Raw genomic sequence first — 23357 nt, forward strand, 5'->3', positions numbered from 1 at the left:
CTACGCCTGCCCCGGGTCCCGTTCCGGCAGAGGGCGTTCCGGGATGTCAGGTCGTCCGATTGCGTGCCGGACCCGACGCTTCGCCGCGAGGTGCACGCTCGCGGTTCGTTCCGCGACCTCGGCCCACGAGAACTCCGCGGTGAGCCGCGCACGGGCCCGCAGCGCGCGTTGCGCCGCCGCCCCCGGGTCGGACAGCGTCGCGCGGACCGCCGCCGCGAGCCCCGCGACATCCGCCGGTTCGAAGGTCAGGCCGGTGTCGGGCTCGCGGACCGCCTCGCCCAGGCCACCCGCGGTCGACACGATCAACGGCGCGCCGGTCGCCGCCGCCTCCAGCGCCACGATCCCGAACGGTTCGTAGCGGCTGGGCAGGACGATCGCGTCGCAGCGGTGCATCAGCGTGACCAGCTCGCCGTGGTCGACCGGACCGACGAAGGTCACCGCCTTGCTGACCCGATGCTTGCGCGCCTGCTCCATCAGCCAGTCACGCTGGGTGCCGTCACCGGCGACGGTCAGCGTCGTCCCCGGATGGCTACGCCGGATCCGCGGGAGCGCGGCCAGCAGATCCTGCACGCCCTTCTCGTATTCGAGCCGCCCCGCGAACAGCAACTCCGCCGGACCGCCCGTCCGCGAACGCTCCGCGAACGGCCACGTGCGGATGTCGATGCCGTTGTGGATCACCGTGATGTCGGCGGCGTCGTACCCGAACAGTCGATGCACCTCGTCGCGCATCGACGCCGAACACGTGATGAGGGCGTCGGACTCCGACACCAGCCACCACTCCACCGAATGCACCTGCCGGTTCGTCCGGCCGCTCACCCAGCCGCTGTGCCGCCCGGCCTCGGTCGCGTGGATCGTGGAAACCAGAGGCACGTCAAAGAATTCGGCCAGCGCAATGGCCGGATGGGCGACCAGCCAATCATGCGCGTGCACCACGTCGGGCACCCACCGCGCCCCCGGCTCGCTCCCGGCGCCGTGTCCATTCGGCCCGCTCGCTCCGCTCCCGGCGCCGTGCAGATTCGGCCCGCTCGCTCCGCTCCCGGCGCCGTGCAGATTCGGCCCGCTCGCTCCGCTCCCGGCGCCGTGCAGATTCGGCCCGCTCGCTCCGCTCCCGGCGCCGTGCAGAACCCGCAACCCCGCCCGCACGAACGCATGCCCCATGGCGAGGGTCCACGCCATCATGTCCTGGCCGAACTCGAACTCCGGTGGATCCTCGGCGACGGCCACGACGCGCACGCCTTCGACGACGGTGTCCGTCGTCGGGTGACTCACCGCGTCGGTTCCCGACGGGCGCCGGGTCAGGACCACCACGTCGTGACCCGCGGCGGCCATCTCGGTCGCCAGGTGATGGACGTGCCGACCGAGTCCGCCGACCACCACGGGCGGGTACTCCCACGACACGAACAACACCCTCATCCGATTTCCCCCTCGGTGACGACTTCCCCGGCGCTCATCCCGTCGGCACTCGTCCGCGCAGCCCTGTCCCGGTCGGCAGTCAGCGTCGTCTCCAGCCGACGCGCATCCAGTGCGGGGAAGAGATTGTCGGCGCGCGACCAGTTGGCGGCGAGCGTCTCGGCAGCGTCGTCGCGGCCTCGCATCGCCGCGTCGCTGATCTCGCGGGTGGCGTGTGCATGCGTGTGAGCTCGCGCCACAGCGTACTGCGCGGCGGTGTCCTTCGACACCATGAACGGCCAGTCCGACGACACGGTCAGGAGCGTCTCGCGCAGGATCTGATCGGCCACGCGATTCCGCCCGCCGCCTCGGTGCCGCAACTTGGCCACCGCGTCGAGGGCCGTCTCGGTCACCTCCGCGTTCAGGTCGACCAGGTGCTGCACGGCCGGACCGTTCCACACCCGCCAGTCCTTGCCCGAGCCCCACGACGAGCGGGGGAGGTCGAAGGGCGCACCGACGAATCCGGCTTGCGTTGCGCCCGCGAGTGTTCCGACGGTGACCCCGACCTCGGGCAGGCGGCGGAGCACTCGCTCGAGCCAGATCGGGCCCTCGTGCCACCAGTGCCCGAACAATTCGGTGTCGAACGCCGCGACGACCAGCGCGGGACGGCCGATCCGATCGGACTCGTCGATGAGGCGGGCGCGGACGTGCGCGACGAAGTCCTCGACGTGCCGGTCGAGAACCGCGTCGACCCGAGCGGGGTCATACGGCTTCTTGTCCTCGCCGGAGACGGTCCGGCCGGTGACCCGGAATCGCTTGAGCCCGGTGTCGTGGTCATACGTGTGGAAGTCGCGGTACGCGGCGTGGCCCGGATAGCCCGACTTCGGCGACCAGACGCGATAACTCACCGTCAGATCACGTCCATAGGCGACGACGGCGCTGTCGCCGACCGGGCGGCCGAGCGCGGTGTCCCCGTGCAAGGCGGGGCCGTCGACCATGAAGTGGCGCACACCCGCACGGTCGTACTCGGTCTCCATCCCCGGCGCGAAGGCACATTCCGGGGCCCAGATGCCGACTGGATCGAAACCCCAGCGCGCGTGGGCGTCCGCGAGGCCCTCGGTCAGTGAGAAGTGGCGCAGTCGCGGGTCGAGCAGCGGCGCGAAGGGATGGGCGAGGGGACCACCCAGGATCTCGGCGACCCCGCTGGTGGCCAGCCCGCGGATCAGTGGCGACGCGCCGTGGCGCCACCGGTTGGCGAAGGTGTCGAGAGCGCGTTGGGCGTCGAGGTACTCACGCCGTCCCGCGGCCGCGCGGTCGGGGTCGCGAGACATCGCGGCCTGCGTGGCGCGCAGTTGCCAGTCGGCGAGCCACTCGTACATCGACGACGCGCAATGCGGGTCGTCGAGCTGTGCGGCCAGGACCGGCGTGATGCCCAACGAGAGCTGATCGGTGAACCCGTCGGCGGCGAGACGCTCGAGCGCGTCGACCAACGGCAGATACGACGCCGCCCACGACTGGTACAGCCATTCCTCGCCGACCGGCCAGCGTCCGTGATTGGCCAACCACGGCAGATGCGAATGCAGGACCAGTGTGAACTGGCCCGGAACGGAAGCGGTTCCGGTGGTCACACTCAGCCCCGCAACGCGACCGCGAACAGGTCGAGGGAGGCGTCGATGTCATGCTCGCCCGAGTCGACGACCTCGAAGTCCGCGGCGACCACGCCGGCGACATCCGCGGCGAGTTCGTCGGGCCAGGGTTCACCGGCGAGTGCGCGCTCGATCTGGGCGTCGATGAGTGAACCGCCCCACTTGGCGTCGAGCGTCCGCAGGCGCGGTCCGTGCACGACGCCGAGCATCGCGTCGACCACGAAGCCTCCGTCGATGAGGAGCTCGGTGAGTTCCGCCGCATCCAGCTCCCGGGTGTGGAACGGGTTGAGCGGTGTGTCGCGACCAGGGGAGAAGGTGATGCGGTTGGGCGTCGACATCAGCAACACGCCGCCGGGGCGCAGCACGCGGTGGCATTCGGCGACGAAGCGCGACTGGTCCCAGAGGTGTTCGATCACCTGGAAGTTGACCACGACGTCGACCGAGGCGTCGACGAGCGGGAGGTCGACGAGGTTGCCCTCGTGCACGACGAGCTCGGGATACCGGCGGCGGGTGTGCTCGACGGCGGCGGTGTCGTAGTCGACGCAGACCACCGACGACGCCCCGGCGGCGGCGATCATCGCGGCGCCGTAACCCTCGCCGGACCCGGCTTCGAGGACGTCCCGCCCGGCACATCGGCCGGCGATGTGGCGATAGGCGATCTCGTGGCGCCGGAACCAGTAGTTCTCGGCGGGAATTCCCGGGACCGTGCGCTCGCCGGTGAGCGCGAGCTGCTGGTCGGTGTCGAGCGCCTCGAGACCAGTGGTTGCCGTCCCGCGCGACGATCCGAGGTCTGCGTCAGTCATCTGAGAGAGAGTAGGGCATGCCCTCCGGTTGCCGGGGCCGTCGTACCGAGCGAGCGACCGGTCATGTCCATTGTGTGAGGTAGTCGATGTTTAGTGGAACCATAGGAGAGGCTAAAGTGGTGAAGACCCATGGCCTTACCCGCCGGTAAGTTGCCGAACCCGATGCAGGAGGTCGACGTAGACCCATGACAAACATTGTCGTACTGATCAAGCAGGTTCCCGACACGTGGTCCGAGCGCAAGTTGTCCGATGACGACTACACCCTGGACCGCGAGGCCGCTGACGCCGTCCTGGACGAGATCAACGAGCGCGCCGTCGAGGAAGCGCTGAAGATCAAGGAGGCCGACGGCGGTGAGGTCACCATCCTGACGGCGGGCCCCGAGCGCGCGACCGACGCCATCCGCAAGGCACTGTCGATGGGTGCGGACAAGGCGATCCACATCAAGGACGACCTCATGCACGGCTCGGACGCGGTGCAGACCGCATACGTCCTCGCGCGGGCACTCGGCACGGTCGAGGGTGTCGAGCTGGTCATCGCCGGCAACGAGGCCACCGACGGCCGCGTCGGCGCCATCCCGGCCATGATCGCCGAGTACCTCGAGCTGCCGCACCTCACGCACCTGCGCAAGCTGACCCTGGAGGGCGAGACCCTCAAGGGTGAGCGCGAGACCGACGACGGCATCTTCCATGTCGAGGCGAGCCTGCCGGCCATCGTCAGCGTCAACGAGAAGATCAACGAGCCGCGCTTCCCGTCCTTCAAGGGCATCATGGCCGCGAAGAAGAAGGAAGTCACCGTTCTCACCCTCGCCGAGATCGACGTCGAGGCGAGCGATGTGGGCCTGGAGAATGCCGGCTCGGTCGTGACGGCGAACACCCCGAAGCCGCCGAAGACCGCGGGCGAGCGCGTCACCGACGAAGGCGACGGCGGCACCAAGGTCGCCGAGTACCTGGTCGGCCAGAAGATCATCTGACCTTCTCGACGCAGACCACCGGCGAACCCCCAGACATTCAGGAGATAACCACCATGTCAGAAGTACTCGTTCTCGTGGAACAGGACGCCGAAGGCGCCCTGAAGAAGGTCACCAGCGAGCTCATCACCGCCGCCCGCGCGCTCGGCACCCCGTCGGCAGTCGTCGTCGGCAAGCCCGGCTCGGCCGACGGAATCCTCGACGGCCTCAAGGAGGCCGGCGCCGAGAAGATCTACGTCGCCGAGTCCGACGACGCGGGCAGCTACCTCATCACCCCGCAGGTCGACGTCCTCGCCTCGATCGCCGAGACCGCTTCGCCGGCCGGCATCCTCGTCCCGGCGACCGCCGACGGCAAGGAGATCGCGGGACGCTTGGCCGTGCGCCTCGGCTCCGGCGTCCTCGCCGACATCGTCGACGTCAAGGAAGGCGGCGTGGGCATCCACTCGATCTTCGGTGGCGCCTTCACCGTCGACGCCCAGGCCAAGGGCGACGTGCCGGTCTTCTCGATCCGCCCCGGTGGCGTCGAGGCCGCTCCGCAGGCCGGTGCCGGCGAGCGCGTCGACGTCGAGGTCCCCGCTCAGGGCGAGGGCGCGGTCAAGATCACCAAGGTCGAGCCGAATGTCGGCGGCGACCGCCCCGAGCTGACCGAGGCGTCCATCGTCGTCTCGGGTGGCCGCGGTGTCGGCAGTGCCGAGAAGTTCTCGGTCGTCGAGGAACTCGCCGATGTGCTCGGTGCCGCGGTCGGCGCCTCGCGTGCGGCCGTCGACTCCGGTTACTACCCGGGTCAGTTCCAGGTCGGTCAGACCGGCAAGACCGTGTCGCCGCAGCTGTACGTCGCACTGGGCATCTCGGGCGCCATCCAGCACCGCGCCGGCATGCAGACCTCGAAGACGATCGTGGCCGTCAACAAGGACGAAGAGGCCCCGATCTTCGAGATCGCCGACTACGGCATCGTCGGCGACCTGTTCAACGTCGCGCCGCAGCTGACCGAAGAGGTCAAGAAGCGCAAGTGATCGTGCGCTGATCAGCTCCACAACCCGGTGACCCTCGACTCCGTGTCGGGGGTCACCGTGCGTTCGCGGGTCGTTCACCCGCAGGTGACCGTCGCGAAGCATGTTCACCCGATGGCGGCCCGAGTTCATCGAACCCGCACCGACACGACACACTGCGGTGGTCCCGCCGACGCCCGGTCTGGCTTTCATTCGAGTCATGAACGCCATGCAGTCGCCAGTCCGCACCAGCCACGTCTCGCGCGCACGGTTCACGCGGGCCGTACCGACGACCCTGCTCACCACGGGACCCATCCGCGTCATCGTGTCCGACGATCCCGCCGACATCGTCGCCGCGCAGGAGTTGCGGTACCGCGTTTTCGCCGACGAGCCCGGCTTCTCCAACCGCATCGGTGACGCGGTCACCGGACGCGATGCCGACCGGTTCGACGCCTTCTGCGAACACCTCATCGTCCGCCACGACGAGGACGGTGTCGTCGGCTGCGCACGTCTCCTCGCGCCGGCCCGGGCCATCGCCGCCGGCGGCTGGTACTCGGCCACCGAGTTCGATCTCCGCGAGATGAACGACATCGTCTCCGCCACGGTCGAATTGGGCCGAGCCTGTGTTCACTCCGCGTACCGCGACGGCTCGGTGACCGCGCTCATGTGGGCGGCGCTGCTCCAGTACATGGACGACGCCGGTCTGCGTTACCTGATGGGGTGCGTGTCGGTGCCGCTGCACAGTCCGGGGGAGTGGCACCCGGGATCGTCGTTGCGCGCCCTCCGAGATCGACTGCGCGACGACCACCAGGACCTCCGGCGGCGGGCACACCCGCTAGCGGCGGCCCGCATCGGCGGACGCCTGCTCGACGACATCGTGCCCGCGGACACGGTCGCGATGCCGCCGCTGATGCGCGGGTATCTCCGACTCGGTGCCCGGATCTGTGGCGAGCCGGCTGTCGACGACGTCTTCGACGTCGCGGACTTCCTGACCCTGCTCGACCGAGAGGGTGCGAACAAGCGCTACCTCGACCGGCTGCGATCGAGTGCCAGACGGCTCGGATCGCCCGGTACGGACGCGGTGCCGGCGCCCGGGGGCGCGGCGCGATGACCGCGCTGCTGGTCGATCCGGTCGCTCCGCGCACGGCTGGTCCGCGTCGCGGTCACGCCCAGTGCTCCACGGTCCGCTCGACCGGTGGGCTCGCCCACCCGTGGTTCCCGATCAGCACCTGCGGCGAAGGCTGCATCGGCGTGACGGCGGCGCGGCGGATCGACGCGATCTCCGACGCGACGATCGTCGCGTGGCGCCTGTGCCGTCTCGCCGCGGTCGTGGTGTGGATCCTCTGGGCCGTCCTGGCGGCCGGGTCGGTGGCGCGCCTGCGGCGACGACCGCCGCGCGCCCTCCGCGCCCCTGCGTCGAGTGCGTTGCTCGCCGCTCTGGGCATCTCCGTGGACGTCGAGGACCGACGATCCGATCCGGCGCGTCCGGGTCTGGTGGTCGCCAACCACATCTCGTTCCTCGATGTCCTCGCTCTCGCACTGGTCAGCCCCGCGCACGTGGTCGCCAAATCCGATGTCGTCGGGATGCCGGTGGTGTCGTCTCTCGCGCGCAGGTTCGGCGTCATCGCCGTCGACCGCGGCACGCTTCGCGGGCTGCCGGGGACGGTCGGCGAGGTCGCCGGGCGGCTGCACCGCGATTCGTCGGTGATCGTGTTCCCCGAGGGCACCACCTATTGCGGTCGGTCCGGCGGCGCGTTCCGCCCCGCCTTCTTCCAGGCCGCGATCGATGCGAACGTGCCGGTGGTGCCGGTGAAACTCCGCTTCGTTGGCACCGACGGAACGACGGCGACGGCACCGAGCTTCATCGGCGCGGACACCCCGGCCGACACCCTGCGGCGGGTTCTGCGGGCACGCGGCCTCGCCGTCACGATGGTCATCCACCCGCCCGAGGAGCCGGGCCGGGATCGCCGCGAACTGGCAGGTCGGTGCGAGCGCGTCGTGGCAGGTCCGCGCGCGGTCACCGAAAGTGACATCATCCGTTCTCTCATATAGGTTTCTCGGGTAGCCGTCCGTAGCTCTGCGGACGATCAACCGCGTACCTCCAGGAGGCGACGATGACGTCCACCCAAACCCGAGAAGCCGCGCGCACCAGGTTCTTCGAACTCCGAGATGTCGACGGCCGGGTTGACGACGCCGATCTCGACACCGTCTGGGCCGGACTGTCGACGCTGCGACCCGAGGAGATGCTCGGCGCCTGGAAGGGCGGGGAGTTCACGACCGGGCACGCCATCAACGGCATGCTCGCCAAGGCAAACTGGTTCGGCAAGACCTTCACCTCGCGCAGCGACGTACAGCCGCTGGTGTGCCGTGACGAGAACGGCGACCTCTACTCCAACACGAAGTTGGGCAAGGGCGAGGCGAGCCTGTGGGCGATCGAGTTCCGCGGCGAGATCACCGCGTCGATGGTCTACGACGGCCAGCCGGTCATCGATCACTTCAAGCGCGTCGACGACACCACGGTGATGGGGATCATGAACGGCAAGGGCGGCGTCATCGACGGTCGTCACCTGTACTTCTACCTCGAGCGGGTCTGAGGACGACGGGTCGATCCGTCGATACGCGCGATTTCGGCGCCCGCGCTCGCTGACAAGCGGCAGGAGTCGGGTCGGTGAGGGGTCGGGTCGCCGATCGGCGACCCGATCGTGGAATTTGTCGGCGACCGACGCGCGTTTATCCTTGCTAGCGATGCCCGTGCCAAGCCGACCGCCCGTGAAGGCGCCTGTCTACCTCGACCACGCCGCTTCGACGCAGATGCTGCCCGAAGCCGTCGAGGCGATGACCGCCGTCTTCGCCCAGCCGGGTAACGCCTCGTCATTGCACGGGTCCGGCCGCACCGCGCGACGCCGGCTGGAGGAGGCGCGCGAGGCCATTGCCGCGGCCGTCGGCGCCCGGCCCTCCGAGGTCGTGTTCACCGGGGGCGGGACCGAGTCCGACAATCTGGCGATCAAGGGGATCTTCTGGTCCCGCCGGAACGCCGACCCGCGCCGTCGCCGGATCATCACCTCCGCCGTCGAACACCACGCGGTTCTCGACCCCGCGCAATGGCTCGCCGACGAGGGCGACGCCGAACTCGTGCTGCTGCCCGTCGACGCCGACGGTGTGGTCTCGCCGGCCGACCTGCGCGCCGAGCTCGAGGCGCACGCCGACGAGACCGCCCTCATCTCGATCATGTGGGCCAACAACGAGGTCGGCACGATCCAGCCGATCACCGAGATCGCCGCGCTGGGGTCCGAGTTCGGGGTCCCGGTGCACTCCGACGCGATCCAGGCGGTCGGCCACCTGCCGGTCGATTTCGCCGCGAGCGGCCTGTCCGCACTCAGCCTGACCGCCCACAAGTTCGGCGGCCCGCAGGGCGTCGGTGCCCTGCTCCTCGGTCGCGACGTCGGATGCGTTCCGCTGCTGCACGGTGGCGGGCACGAACGTGACGTGCGGTCGGGAACCCAGGACGTCGCCGGCGTGTCCGGCATGGCTGCCGCTCTCTCGTGGTGCGTCGAGAACCTGGATGCGACCACCGCGCACGTCCGAGCGCTGCGGACCCGGTTGACCGACGTACTGCTCGGCGTCGACGGGGCGGTGCTCAACGGTGCCGATGGCGCCGGTCGTCTTCCCGGCAACGTGCACGTGTCGTTCGCCGGGTGCGAGGGTGACTCGCTGCTGATGCTCCTCGACGCCAAGGGTGTCGAGTGCTCGACCGGATCGGCCTGTACCGCCGGCGTCGCTCAGGCCAGCCATGTGCTGCTGGCGATGGGGCTCGACATGGCCGATGCCCGATCGTCGTTGCGTTTCTCCCTCGGCCACACCACCACCGACGCCGACATCGATGCGGTCGCCGCGGTCATCGACGAGGTCGTCGACCGGGCGCGGGCCGCGGGTCTGGTGTCCGTCCCCGGCGGAAGGATCTCCTGATGCGAGTACTGGCGGCGATGAGTGGCGGCGTCGACTCGGCGGTCGCCGCGGCACGAGCGGTCGAGGCCGGCCACGAGGTGGTCGGAGTTCACCTGGCACTGTCCACGGCGCCGGGTGCGTTGCGCACGGGCTCGCGCGGTTGCTGCTCGCGGGAGGATGCGTCCGACGCCCGCCGGGCGGCCGACGTCCTCGGAATCCCGTTTTATGTCTGGGATTTCGCCGATCGGTTCAAAGACGACGTCATCGACGAATTCGTCGAGGCCTACGCGGCCGGACGCACGCCGAACCCCTGCCTGACGTGCAACGAGAAGATCAAGTTCGCCGCCCTCGCCGACAAGGCGGTCGCCCTGGGTTTCGACGCGCTGGCCACGGGCCACTACGCCCAGCTCGTCGACGGGGAGTTGCGGCGCGCGGTCGATGCCGACAAGGACCAGTCCTATGTGCTCGCCGTCCTGACGCGTGACCAGTTGTCGCGGGCGATGTTCCCGATCGGCGACACTCCGAAGACTGACATCCGGGCCGAGGCGGCCCGGCGCGGTCTGGCCGTCGCGGACAAGCCGGATTCCCATGACATCTGCTTCATCCCCAGCGGTGACACCCGCGCGTTCCTCGGTGCCCGCATCGGCGTCCGGCCGGGAGCGATTGTCGACGCGTCGTCGGGTGAGCGTCTCGCCGAGCACGACGGTGTCCACGGCTTCACCATCGGTCAGCGCAAGGGCCTCGGGGTCGAGGCACCGGCCGCCGACGGGAAGCCGCGCTATGTCACCGAGATCGATCCGGACTCCGGGACGGTGACGGTCGGGACGGCCGCCGATCTCCAGGTCTGGGGGATCACCGCCACCCGCGCGGTCTGGACGTCGGGGGTCACCCCCGACGAACCCTTCGACGCCATGGTGCAGGTCCGGGCCCACGGCGGACTCGCGCCCGTGCGGGCGACCGCGACCATGGTCGACGGCGAGCCCGGAATCGAGATCGCGCTGCAGGAGCCGCTCACCGGCGTCGCCCGCGGTCAGGCCGCGGTGCTGTATCTGCCCGATGCCCGACGCGGCGACCAGGTCGTCGGGTGCGGGCGCATCGCCACCACCTCGTCGCAGCCGACGGTCGTACCGTCTCCGTGACCGGATCGGGGCTGCCCACCGGCGTGGGCACCGGCGTGGGTTCGATGCCCGGAACCGACGCGCGTGCCGCCGCCGAGGTGGTCAACGGTGAGCTCGACTTCACGCACCTCGTCGAACTCCCCGGACGTGGCATCGGCTCGGATCTGATCGGCCGGATGGCAGCCATCCTCGTCGACCTGCCGATGGACACCGCGACGTGGGGATACCGCCTCGCGCAACGCCATTCCCGGTTGGCCCGGCGGGCTGCAGATCTCCTCGCCGAGGACCTCGATGTCGTCGAGGAACTCTGGGAGACCGCGGGATTCGTCGGCACCGGTCGCCCGTTCAAGGTGCAGGTCGCCGGTCCGTTCACCACGTCGGCGTCGGTCGAGCTGGCCAATGGGCAGCGAGTCCTCAAGGACCATGGTGCGGTCCGCGACATCGTCGAGTCGACGGCCGAGGGTGTGCGTGAGCATGTCGCCGAGGTGGAACGCCGGCTCGGTGCGCGCGTGGTGGTCCAGCTCGACGAGCCGATGATCGGCCAGGTCATCGACGGCGCGGTGAAGCCGCTGACGCGCTTCGACCCCATCCGGGCGGTACCGGTGGTCGAGGTGGCGCGAGCACTCACCGAACTCGTCGACCACGTCGGTGCGCCGGTGATCCTGCACGATTGCGGCCGACCACGATGGGACCTGCTCGAGCACCTCCCCGGCGTCGCGTATTCGATCGATGTCACCAAGCCGTCGGCGACCGATCTCGACGGCATCGGCGCCCTCGTCGATCGCGGCGGCGTGCTCGTCGCCGGACGCGTGCCCTCGACCGCGCCCGACCGCCCGCTGGCCGCCGAACGCGTGGCCACCGAACTAGCCGCGCTGACCGACCGCATCGGACTGAACCGGAAAGTGTTGGCGGACAATGTCATCGTGACGCCGACCTGTGGTCTCGCCGGTGCCTCGGCAAGCTGGGCCAAGTCGGCGCTGGCGATCACCGCCGAAGCCGGTCAGCTGTTGGCCGGCGATCCCTCGGCGCTGTAGAAAACACTGCGGGTTCGACGCGCCGGACCTATCCTCGTCGGTATGCCGCACCCGATCATGTTCGACGACGCGGACCCGTATCTGGGCCGGATCCGCGAGATCGCGCTCGCGCTACCCGACGCCACCGAGGTCGTCGCGCATGGTCGGCCGACCTTCCGCTGCGGCAAGATGTTCGGCAATTACGGCGGTGGAGTCAAGGGCAGCAAGGTTCGCCACGACCAGTCGATCCTGGTCCTCGCCGACGACTCCGAACGGCCCGCCCTGCTGGACGATCCGCGGTTCTTCCTACCCGCCTATCTCGGCCCCGCAGGCTGGGTGGGTCTGATCCTCGACGACGACACAGACTGGGACGAGGTCGGCGAACTCCTCGACGCCAGCTACCGCCAGATCGCACCCAAACGGTCGGTGGCCAAGCTCGGTCCGTTGTGATCGTCGGCGCGGAAACTCCCGCGGTCCCGTCTCCGTCCCGCTGATCGGATCTCATCAGCGGGAGGGAAGCAGTACCGCGCGAACGAGACATCGGTTGACGAGCTGGGTCTGTCCGACTGCTCCGATACCCTCGGAACGTGGCAGATACAACGGAGTCGGGTCAGCCGGTCACCGAGCAGTCGGGGCCGGAGGGAGACCTTCGCGAGGAGTGGACAGCTCTCGCCGAGGAGATCCGCGAGCACCAGTTCCGCTACTACGTGAAGGACGCGCCGGTCATCACCGACGGCGAGTTCGATCTCCTCCTTCGGCGTCTGCAGGCACTCGAGGAAGCGCATCCGGAACTCGCGACCGCGGACTCACCCACCAAGCTCGTCGGTGGTGGATTCTCCACCGCATTCTCCCCGGCGGACCATCTCGAGCGAATGATGTCGCTGGACAACGTCTTCGACCACGACGAGATGCGCACCTGGGTCGACCGCGTGGTCGCCGACGCCGGCACCCGGGTGAACTTCCTCTGTGAACTGAAGATCGACGGGGTGGCCCTCGCGCTGGTGTACCGGAACGGGGTCCTGGAACGGGGCGTCACCCGCGGCGACGGCCGCACCGGTGAGGACGTGTCGCTGAACGCACGCACGATCGACGACATCCCGATGCGCCTGGCCGAGTCCGCGGAGTACCCGATTCCCGAGGTCCTCGAGGTGCGCGGCGAGGTCTTCTTCCGGGTGGAGGACTTCGAGGCGCTGAACGCCTCCCTCGTGGCGGAGGGCAAGGCGCCCTTCGCGAACCCCCGCAACTCGGCCGCCGGCTCGCTGCGCCAGAAGAACCCGCAGATCACCGCCCGCAGGAGGCTGCGGATGATCTGCCACGGCATCGGGCATACCGAGGGGTGGCGGCCGGAGTCCCTGCACGATGCCTACCTGGCGCTCGGCGCCTGGGGTCTGCCGGTGTCGACGCACACCACCAAGGTGTCCGGTGCCGACGAGATCATCGACAAGATCACCTACTGGGGCGAACACCGTCACGACGTCGAGCACGAGATCGACGGCATCGTGGTCAAAGCCGACGACGTCACCGTGCAACGACGCCTCGGATCCACATCGCGTGCGCCGCGGTGGGCCATTGCCTACAAGTACCCGCCCGAGGAAGCCACCACCAAGCTCTCCGACATCCAGGTCAACGTCGGACGGACCGGCCGCGTCACCCCCTTCGCGGTCCTCGAGCCGGTCCTCGTCGCCGGTTCGACGGTGTCCCGTGCGACCTTGCACAACGGATCGGAGGTCAAGCGCAAGGGCGTGCTGATCGGCGACACCGTGACCATCCGCAAGGCGGGCGACGTGATTCCCGAGGTCCTCGGACCCGTCGTCGACCTCCGTGACGGCAGCGAAGTCGAGTTCGAGATGCCGGAGAAATGCCCGGCATGCGGCACACCGCTGCGGCCGGAGAAGGAGAGCGACGCCGACCTTCGCTGCCCGAATCAGGAGAGTTGCCCGGCTCAGTTGCGCGAGCGGCTCTTTCATCTCGCCGGCCGCGGTTCCTTCGACATCGAGGCGCTCGGCTACGAGGCTGCGTCGGCCCTGCTGTCGGCGGGGGTCCTCACCAACGAGGGCGACCTGTTCTCGCTGACCGCCGACGATCTGGTCCGCACCGACCTGTTCACCACCAAGGCGGGTGCGCTGTCGGCCAACGGCAAGCGCCTGCTGGCGAACCTCGACAAGGCCAAGGACGTGGCGCTGTGGCGCGTGCTGGTCGGGCTGTCCATCCGCCACGTCGGGCCCACCGCCGCCCGCGCCCTGGCCACCGAGTTCGGTTCGCTCGAGGCGATCGAGGCCGCCGACATCGAGCGACTCGCCGCGGTCGAAGGGCTGGGGATGACCCTGGCCCAGTCCATCCATGACTGGTTCACCGTCGACTGGCACCGGGACATCGTCGAGAAGTGGCGGGCTGCAGGCGTTTCCATGGAGGACGAACGGGATGAGTCGATCGTCCGAACGCTGGAGGGCAAGACGATCGTGGTGACGGGCTCGCTGGTGGACTTCTCCCGTGACGGGGCCAAGGAGGCGATCCTGCAGCGCGGTGGCAAGGCGTCGGGTTCGGTGTCGAAGAAGACCGACTACGTGGTGGTGGGGGATTCGCCGGGGACCAAGGCCGACAAGGCCGAACAGCTCGGCGTGCCGGTGCTCGACGAGGACGCCTTCAAGCGGCTGCTGGAGACCGGCGAAGCGGAGTGATCGTTCAGCCCAACGCGGACTCGAACGCGCGGTAGGCGCGCTGATCGAACAGGACGAACCGGACCTCTTCGATCGACGTGTCCGGCACCGTGGCGCGCACCGTCTCGACCGCCCTGCGGGCCCCGTCGTCCATCGGCCAGCCGTACACGCCGGTCGAGATCGCCGGGAAGGCGATCGTGGTGGCGCCCAGTTCGGTTGCGACACGTACTGATTCGCGGTAGCAGGAGACGAGGAGGTCGGAGCGGTCCTCGTCGTAGGAGTGAACCGGACCGACGGTGTGGATGACCCAGCGCGCATCCATGTCGCCCGCGGTGGTGGCCACCGCCTCGCCGACCGGCAGACCGCGGCGGTAGGGACCCGCGCGGAGCTCCCGACACTCGGCGAGAATCGCCGGGCCGCCGCGCCGGTGGATCGCGCCGTCGACCCCACCACCGCCGAGCAACGTGGAATTGGCGGCGTTGACGATCGCGTCGACCGACTGCGTCGTGATGTCGCCCTGAACCAGAGTGATGGACGTCATCAGTCCATGATGCCCGCGGGACGGCCCGATGTGGCCGGCTCTCAGCTCTCGGTGCGCAACACGGTGCTGACGATCCCCGCGAGGTAACCGAGCCGCGCGACCTCGGACGGCCGGAAGTCCGGTCCGCCGATACGTCCGAGGAGAATCGCCTTCGACTCCGAGCCCAGCGGCGCCGCGGCGAGGCGGGTGTCCATGTCCTGCCAAGCACCCGGAACCCAGTCACCCTCGGCGTCGAGCTCGGTGGCTCTCTCCAGAGGAAGCCAGTCGGCCCTGGTCAACGGGGTCTCCGGGGCTCCAGATGAGCCGAAGAGTTGCAGCACGCCGCCGCTGGCGGGGGTGATCACCATCGCCCACGAGACGCGTAGCACCCGAGGTGCGTTGTCCACGAGGACCTGCAGCCGGTCACGACCGGCGGTGGCCACCTGGTCGACCAGCTCGAGTTCGCGGTGGGTGTCCAGGACGCCGGAGTAGGGCCGGATCGAGTCGACGCGGACACCGTTGACCTTCTCGGCCGCGGTGATCAGGCTGTCGGGCAGGGCGCCGGGCGCCACCTCGACGACGAGATCGTCCACGGCGTAGCCGTTGCCGCGCTCGACGACCTCGAGGGACAGGATGTCTGCACCGACCGAGCCGAGCTGCACGGCGAGCACGCCGAGGCTGCCCGGCCGGTCTTCGAGATAGACCCGCAACAGGTAGGACACGTGCGACATTCTCGCACCCGCGCGCGTGGTGCGCGCAGCGCCCGCGGCCCAACGGGTGGCTGGGGTGAGTCCGCGTCGCGGGTTCCCATAGTCTGGAGACGTTGCGCGAACCGTGTCCACGACGCGATGAGGGCGGCACAGAGGACGACACGAACAGTGATGTGAGGAAGGACGCTGCAGTGGCTGGCGAACCGAAGTCCATATCGCGGGACGAGGTCGCGCATCTGGCGCGACTGTCGCGACTGGCACTGAGCGAGGACGAACTCGATGTCTACGCCGAGCAGCTGGACTCGATCCTGACCCACGTCGCGTCGGTGTCGGAGGTGGCTGCCGACGATGTGCCCGGCACGGCCCACCCGGCCGAGCTCGCGAACGTGCTGCGTCCCGACGTCGTCGTTCCCGGCCTGACGACCGACGCCGCGCTGTCCGGTGCGCCCGCGGTCGAACAGGACCGGTTCGCCGTCCCGCAGATCCTGGGAGAAGAGCAGTGAGTCCCGATTCCAGCGCCGCAGCGCCGCGTCCCGCGGGTGACCTGACCGGACTGTCCGCCGCCGAACTCGCCACCAAGATCGGTGCGCGCGAGGTCAGCTCGGTGGAGGTCACCCAGGCTCACCTCGATCGGATCGCCGAGATCGACGACCAACTCGGCGCGTTCCTGCACGTGAGCGGGGCCGAAGCGCTGGTTGCCGCCAAGGCTGCCGACGACGCGATCGCCGCCGGTGAGACCCCGTCGGCTCTCGCGGGCGTGCCCATCGCACTCAAGGACGTCTTCACCACGGTCGACGCCCCCACGACGTGCGGCTCCAGGATTCTCGAGGGCTGGGTGCCGCCATACGACGCCACGGTCACCGAACGCCTTCGTGCCGCGGGTATCCCGATCCTGGGCAAGACCAACATGGACGAGTTCGCCATGGGCAGCTCGACCGAGAACTCGGCGTATCAGCTGACCCGGAACCCGTGGGACCCCACCAAGATCCCGGGTGGCTCGGGCGGCGGCAGCGCAGCGGCGCTCGCGTCGTACGAGGCGCCCCTGGCGATCGGCACCGACACCGGTGGTTCGATCCGCCAGCCGGCCGCCGTCACCGCGACCGTCGGGGTCAAACCCACCTACGGCACGGTCTCGCGGTACGGACTCGTGGCATGCGCCTCGTCCCTGGACCAGGGCGGACCGTGTGGCCGCACCGTCCTGGACACCGCGATGCTGCACGAGATCATCGCCGGGCACGATCCGCGTGACTCCACCTCGATCGACGTGCCGGTGCCCGACGTGGTCTCGGCTGCCCGCGAGGGCGCCGAGCGGGATCTGACGGGCGTCCGGATCGGTGTGGTCACCGAACTGCAGGGCGAGGGCTACCAGTCGGGCGTGCTCGACTCGTTCCACCAGGCGGTCAAGCTCCTCGAGGAGCGCGGCGCCGAGGTGGTCGAGGTCAGCTGCCCGCACTTCACCTACGCGCTCGGCGCCTACTACCTGATCCTCCCGTCGGAGGTGTCGTCGAACCTGGCGCGCTTCGACGCGATGCGCTACGGATTGCGCGTCGGCGACGACGGCTCGCATTCGGCCGACGAGGTCATGGCGCTGTCCCGCGAACAGGGCTTCGGGCCGGAGGTCAAGCGCCGCATCATGATCGGCACCTATGCGTTGTCGTCGGGCTACTACGACGCCTACTACGGGCAGGCGCAGAAGGTCCGCACCCTGATCTCGCGCGACTTCGCCACCGCCTTCGAGAAGGTCGACGTGCTGATCTCGCCGACCACCCCGACCACCGCGTTCCCGATCGGGGAGAAGGTCGACGATCCGCTCGCGATGTACCTGTTCGACCTGTGCACGCTGCCGGTGAATCTTGCCGGCATCGGGTCGATGTCGGTGCCGTCGGGGCTGTCGGTCGACGACGGGATGCCGGTCGGGTTGCAGATCATGGCCCCCGCCCTCGCCGACGACCGGCTGTACCGCGTCGGCGCCTCCTACGAAGCGGCTCGCGGCCCGATCGTCTGACGGACCCTCGAGCCGCGCCGGCGCGGCGGAGCCTCAGTTCCGCAACGGGTGTGGCGGTCCGGCCTGCTCCGATCCATACCGATGACCGACGCCGGCCGCCCCGTCGAGCGCGCCGAGCAGGTCGACGCTGGTCTGTACGAAGCTGATCACGGGCAACCACGGCGCGTCGGGCACCCGCGGACCACGGACATGGGTGTCGTCGGTCGCTCGGTGCGGACGCCACAGTTCGGTGAGCGACCAGCGCACCACGGGATCGCTGGAATTGGCGAGAACCGTTCGCGGGGTGCGGGAGATCGGGGTGACGGTTCCCGCCGGCGGGGCGACCAGCACGGTCTCGGCCATCAACGACGGGTGCTCGTTCTCCAGCCACACCCGCGCGGCGTCGGCACCCACGGCTCCGAGGCTCTGCCCGTAGAGAATCACTCGCGGACGTTCGTGCGCGGGGACACCGTCGAGCACGGTCGCCAGCGCCGACACCATGGCGATCGCCGACTCCGCGGATCCGGACCGGTCGGACACGAAGGCCTGCCACGACGGAACCCGGTCGTAGGGGAGGGCGAGGATCCGGACGTCGCCGGCGAAACGACTGTCGAATCCGTCGACGGCCGCGGAATCGACCCAGCCCGACCCGGTCGGCACCGCAACCACGACCGCACGCGCCGAGAGTCCTCCCGACGCGGTCCACCTGTGCGTGAGATCGGCTGCGGCCGCGTCGAACTCACCGATCCGCAGCTCGCCCCGCAGTAGCGTTTCCGGGTCCTGCTGCGCGGACGACGAGACCGGCAACCGCTGTTCGTCGGCGCCGGCATCGGCGGGTGCCAGCAGTCCGGCCGTGAGTGCGAGGCCTCCGGCGGCGACCACCGCGGCGGTCCGCGGGACAGCCACGATCGCCACCACGACCACGGCGGCCGGCAGTGTCGCCGCGGCGAACCACCCCACACCCGCGGGTGCGACGTCGACCGCGGACCGGATGAGGTTCTGCCACCAGACCGCCATGCCGACCGCGCATCCGAGGATCACCAGGCAAGAGCCGAACACGATGCGCCGCGCCTGGTCATCCGGCCTGCGCTTGCTGCGCCGTGCGAGGACCATCCCGGTGCACGCCCCCAGCGCGCTGAACACAGTGGTCAGGACCGCGGTGGTCGTCGGATCGCGTGGCAGGGTGCCCGGGTAGAGCGCGGCGAGGTAGCCGAGCATCACCGCGACACTGACGGCCGGGTGCGGCCACGACCCGAATGTGCTGTCGCGCAACCGCCGCGGGTATCGGTGCGACGTCATCGCTGTCTCGCCTCGTACTCGTCCGGGTCGACCAGGGCACGCTCGAAGCTCGTGTACACCAGTGCCGGCAGCGTCTCGCCCCGGGTGGGGGGACCGCCGTACTGACGCCACGTGTTCCACGCCAGCCCGATCCGGGCGCCGTGCGCGGCTGTCGTGCACGCAGGCGTCCGGCAGGACGCGTACATCCGGTCGATCAGCATGCGGTCGAGGGCGATCCGGGCCCACGCTCCGAGCGGGGCGCCGTCATGCTGTGCCGCCCGCAACAGGTCATAACCGAAGTCATGGGTGCGGCACAGGGACGTGAAGTGTTGCGGCAACGGGACTGGCGACGAGCAGTCCCCGTCCGGATCGACCGGGTATCCGTCGACGACCTGGGGAACGTACCCCTGCGCCGCGACGAAGGACGCCGGGAGGGACGCCGTCGCGGTCGCCGGGCGCGGTCCCACCAGGGCGACGACCACGGCCGCGTAGGGATTGTCGGCATCGTTCGGAGGTGCCGCGACCGTCGTGCTCGTCGGCGCGAGGAGAGGGCCGGCGACGGCGTGCGCGGTCGAGATCCATTGGCCGGTCAGGAGAACGGCGAGGGTGAGGGTCGCGGCCCACCACCGCGACCGTCGCCGGCGTGCGGCGAAACTCTTCGGGTCGGGGAAGCCGTTGTCCGGCCTGGTGTTTCGGATGTGTGCTGATCCGGTCATGGTCATCGACGCTATGAGTCGGAATCCCACCGGCACATCGCTCCCCGGAGCCGTCCCCGGTCGTCCCCAGGTCGGTTCGACGACGCCGGACCCGTACGCCGGTATCGGGTCGTCTCCCTCGAAAGTATGAGGTCGGCGAGTGGTCGGCGGGCCTAGGGTGAGGGCATGTTCGGATACCGCAAGAAGCTCCGCGCGGTGGGGGCGTCCTCACTGGAATGGGCGTCGACCGCACCGGTTGCCCAGGACCCCGCGGTGCGGCACTACTTCTCCTCGCGCCTCAACTGGTTCTTCCTGTTCGTGGCGCTCGTCATGTACTCGGTCGCCTGGCCGACCCTGCCCATCACGCACTCCATGCCGGTGTTCGTGCTCCCCGTGGTCGCGGCCTTCGCGGCTCTGCCGATCGCCCTGGCGTGGTCGGCCCCGCTGCTGGGGTGGGCGATCTCGGTGGTCTCCGCCCAGCTCATCGGGATCATCGTCCCGGTACGGGACACGTGGGAGCTGACCATTCAGGTGACCCACCTCATCGAGCTGCTGGTCCTCACCTTCATGGCCTTCCTCAAGTGCCCGCTGCGGTGGATTCCGGTGGTCTGGGTCTCGACCTCGATCGTCATCGCCTTCGCCGTGCAGCCGACGGCGCGGGTCGGGTGGGTCTTCGGGATATCCGTGCTCGCGGTGGTGGTCGCGTTGTTGCGGGGCCTGATGGCCTCGCGCCGACAGCTGGCGGTTCGCACCGAGCAGACCGAGGCCGCCGAAGCCGAGGCGGCCGTGCTCCAGGAGCGGGCGCGCATCGCCCGCGACCTGCACGACGTGGTCGCTCACCGGATGTCGATGGTGGTGGTGATGTCACAGACCGCGAGATATCGCCTGCCGGATGTGAGTCCTTCGGCTGCAGCGGAATTCGACGCGATCGCCGATGCGGCCCGGACGTCCCTCGATGAGGTCCGGCAGTTGCTCGGGGTCCTCCGCGTCGAGGATGCGGCGGCTTCGGCGGCGCCCAATCCCGGCCTGGCCGAACTCGATTCGCTGGTCGCCGAGACACGCCGCGCCGGCGCCGAGGTCGTGCTGGAGCTGGACGTCGACGCCGGTGACGTCGGCGAATCGGCTGCGCTGGTGATCTATCGGATCGTGCAGGAGTCGCTGGCCAATGCCACCCGGCACGCCCCCGGTGGGCGCGTGGACGTCGAGGTGACGCGCGGTGACGGCGACCTCGTCGACGTCGCCGTGGTCAACACGGTCGCGACCGCCGATCCGTTGCAGATCGGGGGGAGCGGCGTGGGCATCCCCGGGATGATCGATCGCGCTCAGGCGGTGGGTGGTTCGCTGGTCGCCGCGCCCACACCGACCGGGGGCTTCGCCGTCCGCGCTCGAATCCCGGCGGCGCCGCGACGTGAGGTCGTCGTGCCCGAGCCGATCGTGACCTCCTCGGGTACCGGTGAGCCGCAGCCGCGACGACGGTAGCGTGACGGCGTGCCGATCACCGTAGTCATCGCAGATGACCAGGCCATGGTGCGTCAGGGCTTTTCGGCTCTGCTCGCCGCGCAACCCGATCTCTCGGTCCTCGGCGACGCCGCCGACGGGGTCGAAGCCGTCGAGGTGTGTCGCCGGGTGCGCCCCGATGTCGTCCTGATGGATGTGCGCATGCCGCGCAAGGACGGGCTGTGGGCGGCCGAACAGATCCTCGCGTCATCCGCCGAGCCGCCCACTCGTGTGCTGATGCTCACGACCTTCGACATCGACGACTACGTCTACGAGGCCCTGCGAATCGGCGCCTCGGGCTTCCTGCTCAAGGACGCACCCGCCGACGAGCTGGTGCGCGCGGTACGCGTCGTGGCCGCAGGCGAGGCCTTGCTGGCACCGTCGATCACCCGGCGACTCATCACCGAGGTCACCGCCAACCGCCGCCGGCCGTCGCGGGACGACAAACTCGACACCCTGACCCCCCGAGAACGCGAGGTGCTGGATCTGGTGGCCGACGGCAAGTCCAACGCCGAGATCGGTGCCGACCTGTTCGTCACCGAGCAGACGGTCAAGACGCACGTGAGCAGCCTGCTGAACAAACTCCGGCTCCGGGATCGAGCCCAGGCTGTCGTGTTCGCCTACGAGAACGGCATCAAGTGATTTCGCGGCCAGCGCCCGGCTCGCCGGGGCACTAGATTGGGGATGTTCGGGCAGGTTCGACCGATGACGACAGGGAGGGTGGTCTCACCAGATGGCCAAGAGGTTCGGCATTCTGACGTCCGGGGGAGACTGCCCCGGACTGAACGCGGTGATCCGCGGCGCAGTGCTCAAAGGTGAGACCGTCTACGGCCACGAGTTCGTCGGCTTCCGGGACGGCTGGGCCGGACTCGTCTACGGCGACATCGTCGAACTGAATCGGTCGACGGTCCGCGGCCTGTCCAACCAGGGCGGCACCATCCTGGGCACGAGCCGGTTCGGTCCCTACTCCGAGCCCGACGGCGGACCCGAGAACATCAAGAAGGTGCTGAAGAACCTCGAGATCGACGGCGTGATCGCGATCGGCGGCGAGGGCACCGCCGCGGCGTCGAAGAGACTGTTCGACGACGGCATCAACATCGTCGGGGTTCCCAAGACCATCGACAACGACATCGCGGCGACCGATTACACCTTCGGCTTCAACACCGCGGTGGAGATCGCGACCGAGGCCATCGACCGGCTCCGCACCACCGGCAACTCGCACAAGCGGTGCATGGTGCTCGAGGTGATGGGCCGCCACGCCGGCTGGATCGCCCTGCACTCGGGGATCGCGGGCGGCGCGCACGTGATCCTCATCCCGGAGAACCCCGAGAGCCTCGACCAGATCTGTGCCTGGGTCACCAGCGTCAAGTCGCGTGGCCGGTCGCCGATGGTCGTCGTCGCCGAGGGGTTCACACTCCCGGAGATGAAGGAGGCCCACTCGACCAAGGGTCTCGACGGCTTCAACCGACCCCGGCTCGGCGGCGTGGCCGAGGTGCTCGCGCCGCTCATCGAGGAGCGGACCGGCATCGAGACCCGGGCCACCATCCTCGGTCACATCCAACGCGGCGGGGTGCCGTCGGCCTATGACCGGGTGCTGGCGACACGCATGGGCATGGCGACCGCCGACCTCGTCGCCGAGAAGGGCTGGGGGCAGATGGTCGCCCTGCACGGCACCGAGATCGCGCGCATCACCTTCGACGAGGCGCTCGGCGAGCTCAAGACCGTGCCGCTGGACCAGTACAAGGAGATCCGGGTCATCTTCGGCTGAGCCCGTGAGCGCCTCAGGCGGCGGGGGTGATCGTCGCGGCGGGCTCGCGCGGGATGATGATCCAGAGAGCCAGGTAGATCAGCACCTGGGGCCCGGGCAGCAGCATCGACAGGATGAACAGAACGCGGATGAGTGTCGGGTCCCAGCCCCAGCGTTCGGCGATGCCGCCGCACACACCGCCCAGCCACGAGTTCGTGCGCGAACGCATCAGGCGCGGGCCGCTGTAGGCGGGTTGTGGGGTGGTCATGTCGTCCTCCTGGGTGGGCATGTATCCCGACGTCGTTCGCCGGTGTCTTCGACGCTACGAGCGGGTGCACGTTCTCGGCATCGGTGATCACCCTGAACGTGCCCCTGGGATATCGCCGCATAAACTGACT

The 23357-nt window shown here is 69.4% G+C and carries 23 protein-coding genes; 15 read left to right on the forward strand and 8 right to left on the reverse strand.

The genetic code is table 11. From position 1 onward, the window contains the following. The 3 genes from AB4Z55_RS11015 to AB4Z55_RS11025 are packed head-to-tail and all read right to left on the reverse strand — an operon-like array spanning position 1 to position 3838. Positions 1-1413 (reverse strand): glycosyltransferase family 4 protein, encoded by a 1413-nt coding sequence (locus tag AB4Z55_RS11015; RefSeq protein WP_369519721.1) that lies wholly within the window; start codon positions 1411-1413, stop codon positions 1-3. Further along, complete coding sequence (locus tag AB4Z55_RS11020; protein WP_354562153.1) at positions 1410-3017, reverse strand: glycoside hydrolase family 57 protein; 1608 nt, start codon at positions 3015-3017, stop codon at positions 1410-1412. Before AB4Z55_RS11020 ends, AB4Z55_RS11015 begins: the two co-directional genes overlap by 4 nt. Positions 3018-3019: 2 nt before the next feature. Beyond that, positions 3020-3838: a methyltransferase domain-containing protein gene (locus tag AB4Z55_RS11025; RefSeq protein WP_354562151.1), complete on the reverse strand. Its 819-nt coding sequence runs from the start codon at positions 3836-3838 to the stop codon at positions 3020-3022. A 185-nt stretch (positions 3839-4023) separates the two neighbouring features. On the opposite strand from AB4Z55_RS11025, the gene AB4Z55_RS11030 reads away from it, so the two are divergent. The 10 genes from AB4Z55_RS11030 (at position 4024) to ligA (ending at position 14549) form a co-directional block, all read left to right on the forward strand. Then, the gene (locus tag AB4Z55_RS11030; RefSeq protein WP_004019278.1) at positions 4024-4809 is read left to right on the forward strand and encodes an electron transfer flavoprotein subunit beta/FixA family protein; all 786 of its coding nucleotides are present in this window, start codon (positions 4024-4026) and stop codon (positions 4807-4809) included. 53 nt (positions 4810-4862) lie between these two features. Further along, positions 4863-5819: an electron transfer flavoprotein subunit alpha/FixB family protein gene (locus tag AB4Z55_RS11035; RefSeq protein ID WP_004019279.1), complete on the forward strand. Its 957-nt coding sequence runs from the start codon at positions 4863-4865 to the stop codon at positions 5817-5819. Positions 5820-5919: 100 nt separating this feature from the next. After that, entirely contained in the window at positions 5920-6906 is a 987-nt protein-coding gene (locus tag AB4Z55_RS11040; RefSeq protein ID WP_354562150.1) for a GNAT family N-acyltransferase, read from the forward strand. After that, the gene (locus AB4Z55_RS11045; protein WP_101819322.1) at positions 6903-7847 is read left to right on the forward strand and encodes a 1-acyl-sn-glycerol-3-phosphate acyltransferase; all 945 of its coding nucleotides are present in this window, start codon (positions 6903-6905) and stop codon (positions 7845-7847) included. Before AB4Z55_RS11040 ends, AB4Z55_RS11045 begins: the two co-directional genes overlap by 4 nt. A 62-nt stretch (positions 7848-7909) precedes the next feature. Continuing rightward, complete coding sequence (locus tag AB4Z55_RS11050; RefSeq protein ID WP_004019282.1) at positions 7910-8389, forward strand: DUF4334 domain-containing protein; 480 nt, start codon at positions 7910-7912, stop codon at positions 8387-8389. A gap of 151 nt (positions 8390-8540) precedes the next feature. Continuing rightward, positions 8541-9761 carry a cysteine desulfurase family protein gene (locus AB4Z55_RS11055; RefSeq protein WP_248643070.1) on the forward strand — a complete coding sequence of 407 codons (1221 nt, stop codon included), beginning with the start codon at positions 8541-8543 and terminating at the stop codon, positions 9759-9761. Further along, complete coding sequence (gene mnmA, locus AB4Z55_RS11060) at positions 9761-10879, forward strand: tRNA 2-thiouridine(34) synthase MnmA (protein WP_248643069.1); 1119 nt, start codon at positions 9761-9763, stop codon at positions 10877-10879. The genes AB4Z55_RS11055 and mnmA overlap by 1 nt, the downstream gene beginning before the upstream one ends. Further along, entirely contained in the window at positions 10876-11892 is a 1017-nt protein-coding gene (locus AB4Z55_RS11065; RefSeq protein ID WP_248643068.1) for a vitamin-B12 independent methionine synthase, read from the forward strand. The genes mnmA and AB4Z55_RS11065 overlap by 4 nt, the downstream gene beginning before the upstream one ends. A gap of 42 nt (positions 11893-11934) precedes the next feature. After that, positions 11935-12321, forward strand: a complete 387-nt coding sequence (locus tag AB4Z55_RS11070; RefSeq protein ID WP_248643067.1) for an MmcQ/YjbR family DNA-binding protein — start codon at positions 11935-11937, stop codon at positions 12319-12321. 137 nt (positions 12322-12458) lie between these two features. Continuing rightward, on the forward strand, positions 12459-14549 hold the full coding sequence (gene ligA, locus AB4Z55_RS11075) for an NAD-dependent DNA ligase LigA (RefSeq protein WP_248643066.1): 2091 nt from the start codon (positions 12459-12461) through the stop codon (positions 14547-14549). 4 nt (positions 14550-14553) lie between these two features. Here the strand turns inward: ligA and AB4Z55_RS11080 are convergent, their stop codons facing one another. Together AB4Z55_RS11080 and AB4Z55_RS11085 are read right to left on the reverse strand one after the other, a co-directional pair. After that, positions 14554-15069 (reverse strand): O-acetyl-ADP-ribose deacetylase, encoded by a 516-nt coding sequence (locus tag AB4Z55_RS11080; RefSeq protein WP_248643065.1) that lies wholly within the window; start codon positions 15067-15069, stop codon positions 14554-14556. A gap of 41 nt (positions 15070-15110) precedes the next feature. Beyond that, a complete protein-coding gene (locus AB4Z55_RS11085) occupies positions 15111-15779 on the reverse strand; it encodes an amino acid-binding protein (protein ID WP_248643064.1) in 669 nt (222 codons plus the stop codon). 170 nt (positions 15780-15949) lie between these two features. Here AB4Z55_RS11085 and gatC point away from each other — a divergent pair, with 170 nt between their 5' ends. Further along, complete coding sequence (gene gatC / locus AB4Z55_RS11090) at positions 15950-16261, forward strand: Asp-tRNA(Asn)/Glu-tRNA(Gln) amidotransferase subunit GatC (RefSeq protein WP_010841341.1); 312 nt, start codon at positions 15950-15952, stop codon at positions 16259-16261. Beyond that, entirely contained in the window at positions 16258-17763 is a 1506-nt protein-coding gene (gene gatA, locus AB4Z55_RS11095) for an Asp-tRNA(Asn)/Glu-tRNA(Gln) amidotransferase subunit GatA (protein ID WP_101819327.1), read from the forward strand. Before gatC ends, gatA begins: the two co-directional genes overlap by 4 nt. Positions 17764-17796: 33 nt before the next feature. On the opposite strand, the gene AB4Z55_RS11100 is transcribed toward gatA, so the two are convergent. Beyond that, positions 17797-19041 carry an alpha/beta-hydrolase family protein gene (locus AB4Z55_RS11100; RefSeq protein WP_354562149.1) on the reverse strand — a complete coding sequence of 415 codons (1245 nt, stop codon included), beginning with the start codon at positions 19039-19041 and terminating at the stop codon, positions 17797-17799. Continuing rightward, positions 19038-19742 carry a hypothetical protein gene (locus AB4Z55_RS11105; RefSeq protein ID WP_354562315.1) on the reverse strand — a complete coding sequence of 235 codons (705 nt, stop codon included), beginning with the start codon at positions 19740-19742 and terminating at the stop codon, positions 19038-19040. Before AB4Z55_RS11105 ends, AB4Z55_RS11100 begins: the two co-directional genes overlap by 4 nt. 159 nt (positions 19743-19901) lie before the next feature. On the opposite strand from AB4Z55_RS11105, the gene AB4Z55_RS11110 reads away from it, so the two are divergent. From AB4Z55_RS11110 to AB4Z55_RS11120, 3 genes are all read left to right on the forward strand, one after another. Next, positions 19902-21194, forward strand: coding sequence for a sensor histidine kinase (locus AB4Z55_RS11110; protein WP_248643062.1), 1293 nt, complete (start codon positions 19902-19904; stop codon positions 21192-21194). A 9-nt stretch (positions 21195-21203) separates the two neighbouring features. Then, positions 21204-21854, forward strand: coding sequence for a response regulator transcription factor (locus AB4Z55_RS11115; RefSeq protein ID WP_033203972.1), 651 nt, complete (start codon positions 21204-21206; stop codon positions 21852-21854). Positions 21855-21945: 91 nt separating this feature from the next. Further along, on the forward strand, positions 21946-22980 hold the full coding sequence (locus AB4Z55_RS11120) for a 6-phosphofructokinase (protein ID WP_064570641.1): 1035 nt from the start codon (positions 21946-21948) through the stop codon (positions 22978-22980). Positions 22981-22993: 13 nt separating this feature from the next. On the opposite strand, the gene AB4Z55_RS11125 is transcribed toward AB4Z55_RS11120, so the two are convergent. Further along, positions 22994-23227 carry a PspC domain-containing protein gene (locus tag AB4Z55_RS11125; protein WP_033204042.1) on the reverse strand — a complete coding sequence of 78 codons (234 nt, stop codon included), beginning with the start codon at positions 23225-23227 and terminating at the stop codon, positions 22994-22996. Positions 23228-23357 lie beyond the last annotated feature (130 nt).

Origin of the sequence: Gordonia sp. ABKF26, from assembly GCF_041103195.1 — a bacterium.
GTDB lineage: Bacteria > Actinomycetota > Actinomycetes > Mycobacteriales > Mycobacteriaceae > Gordonia > Gordonia terrae.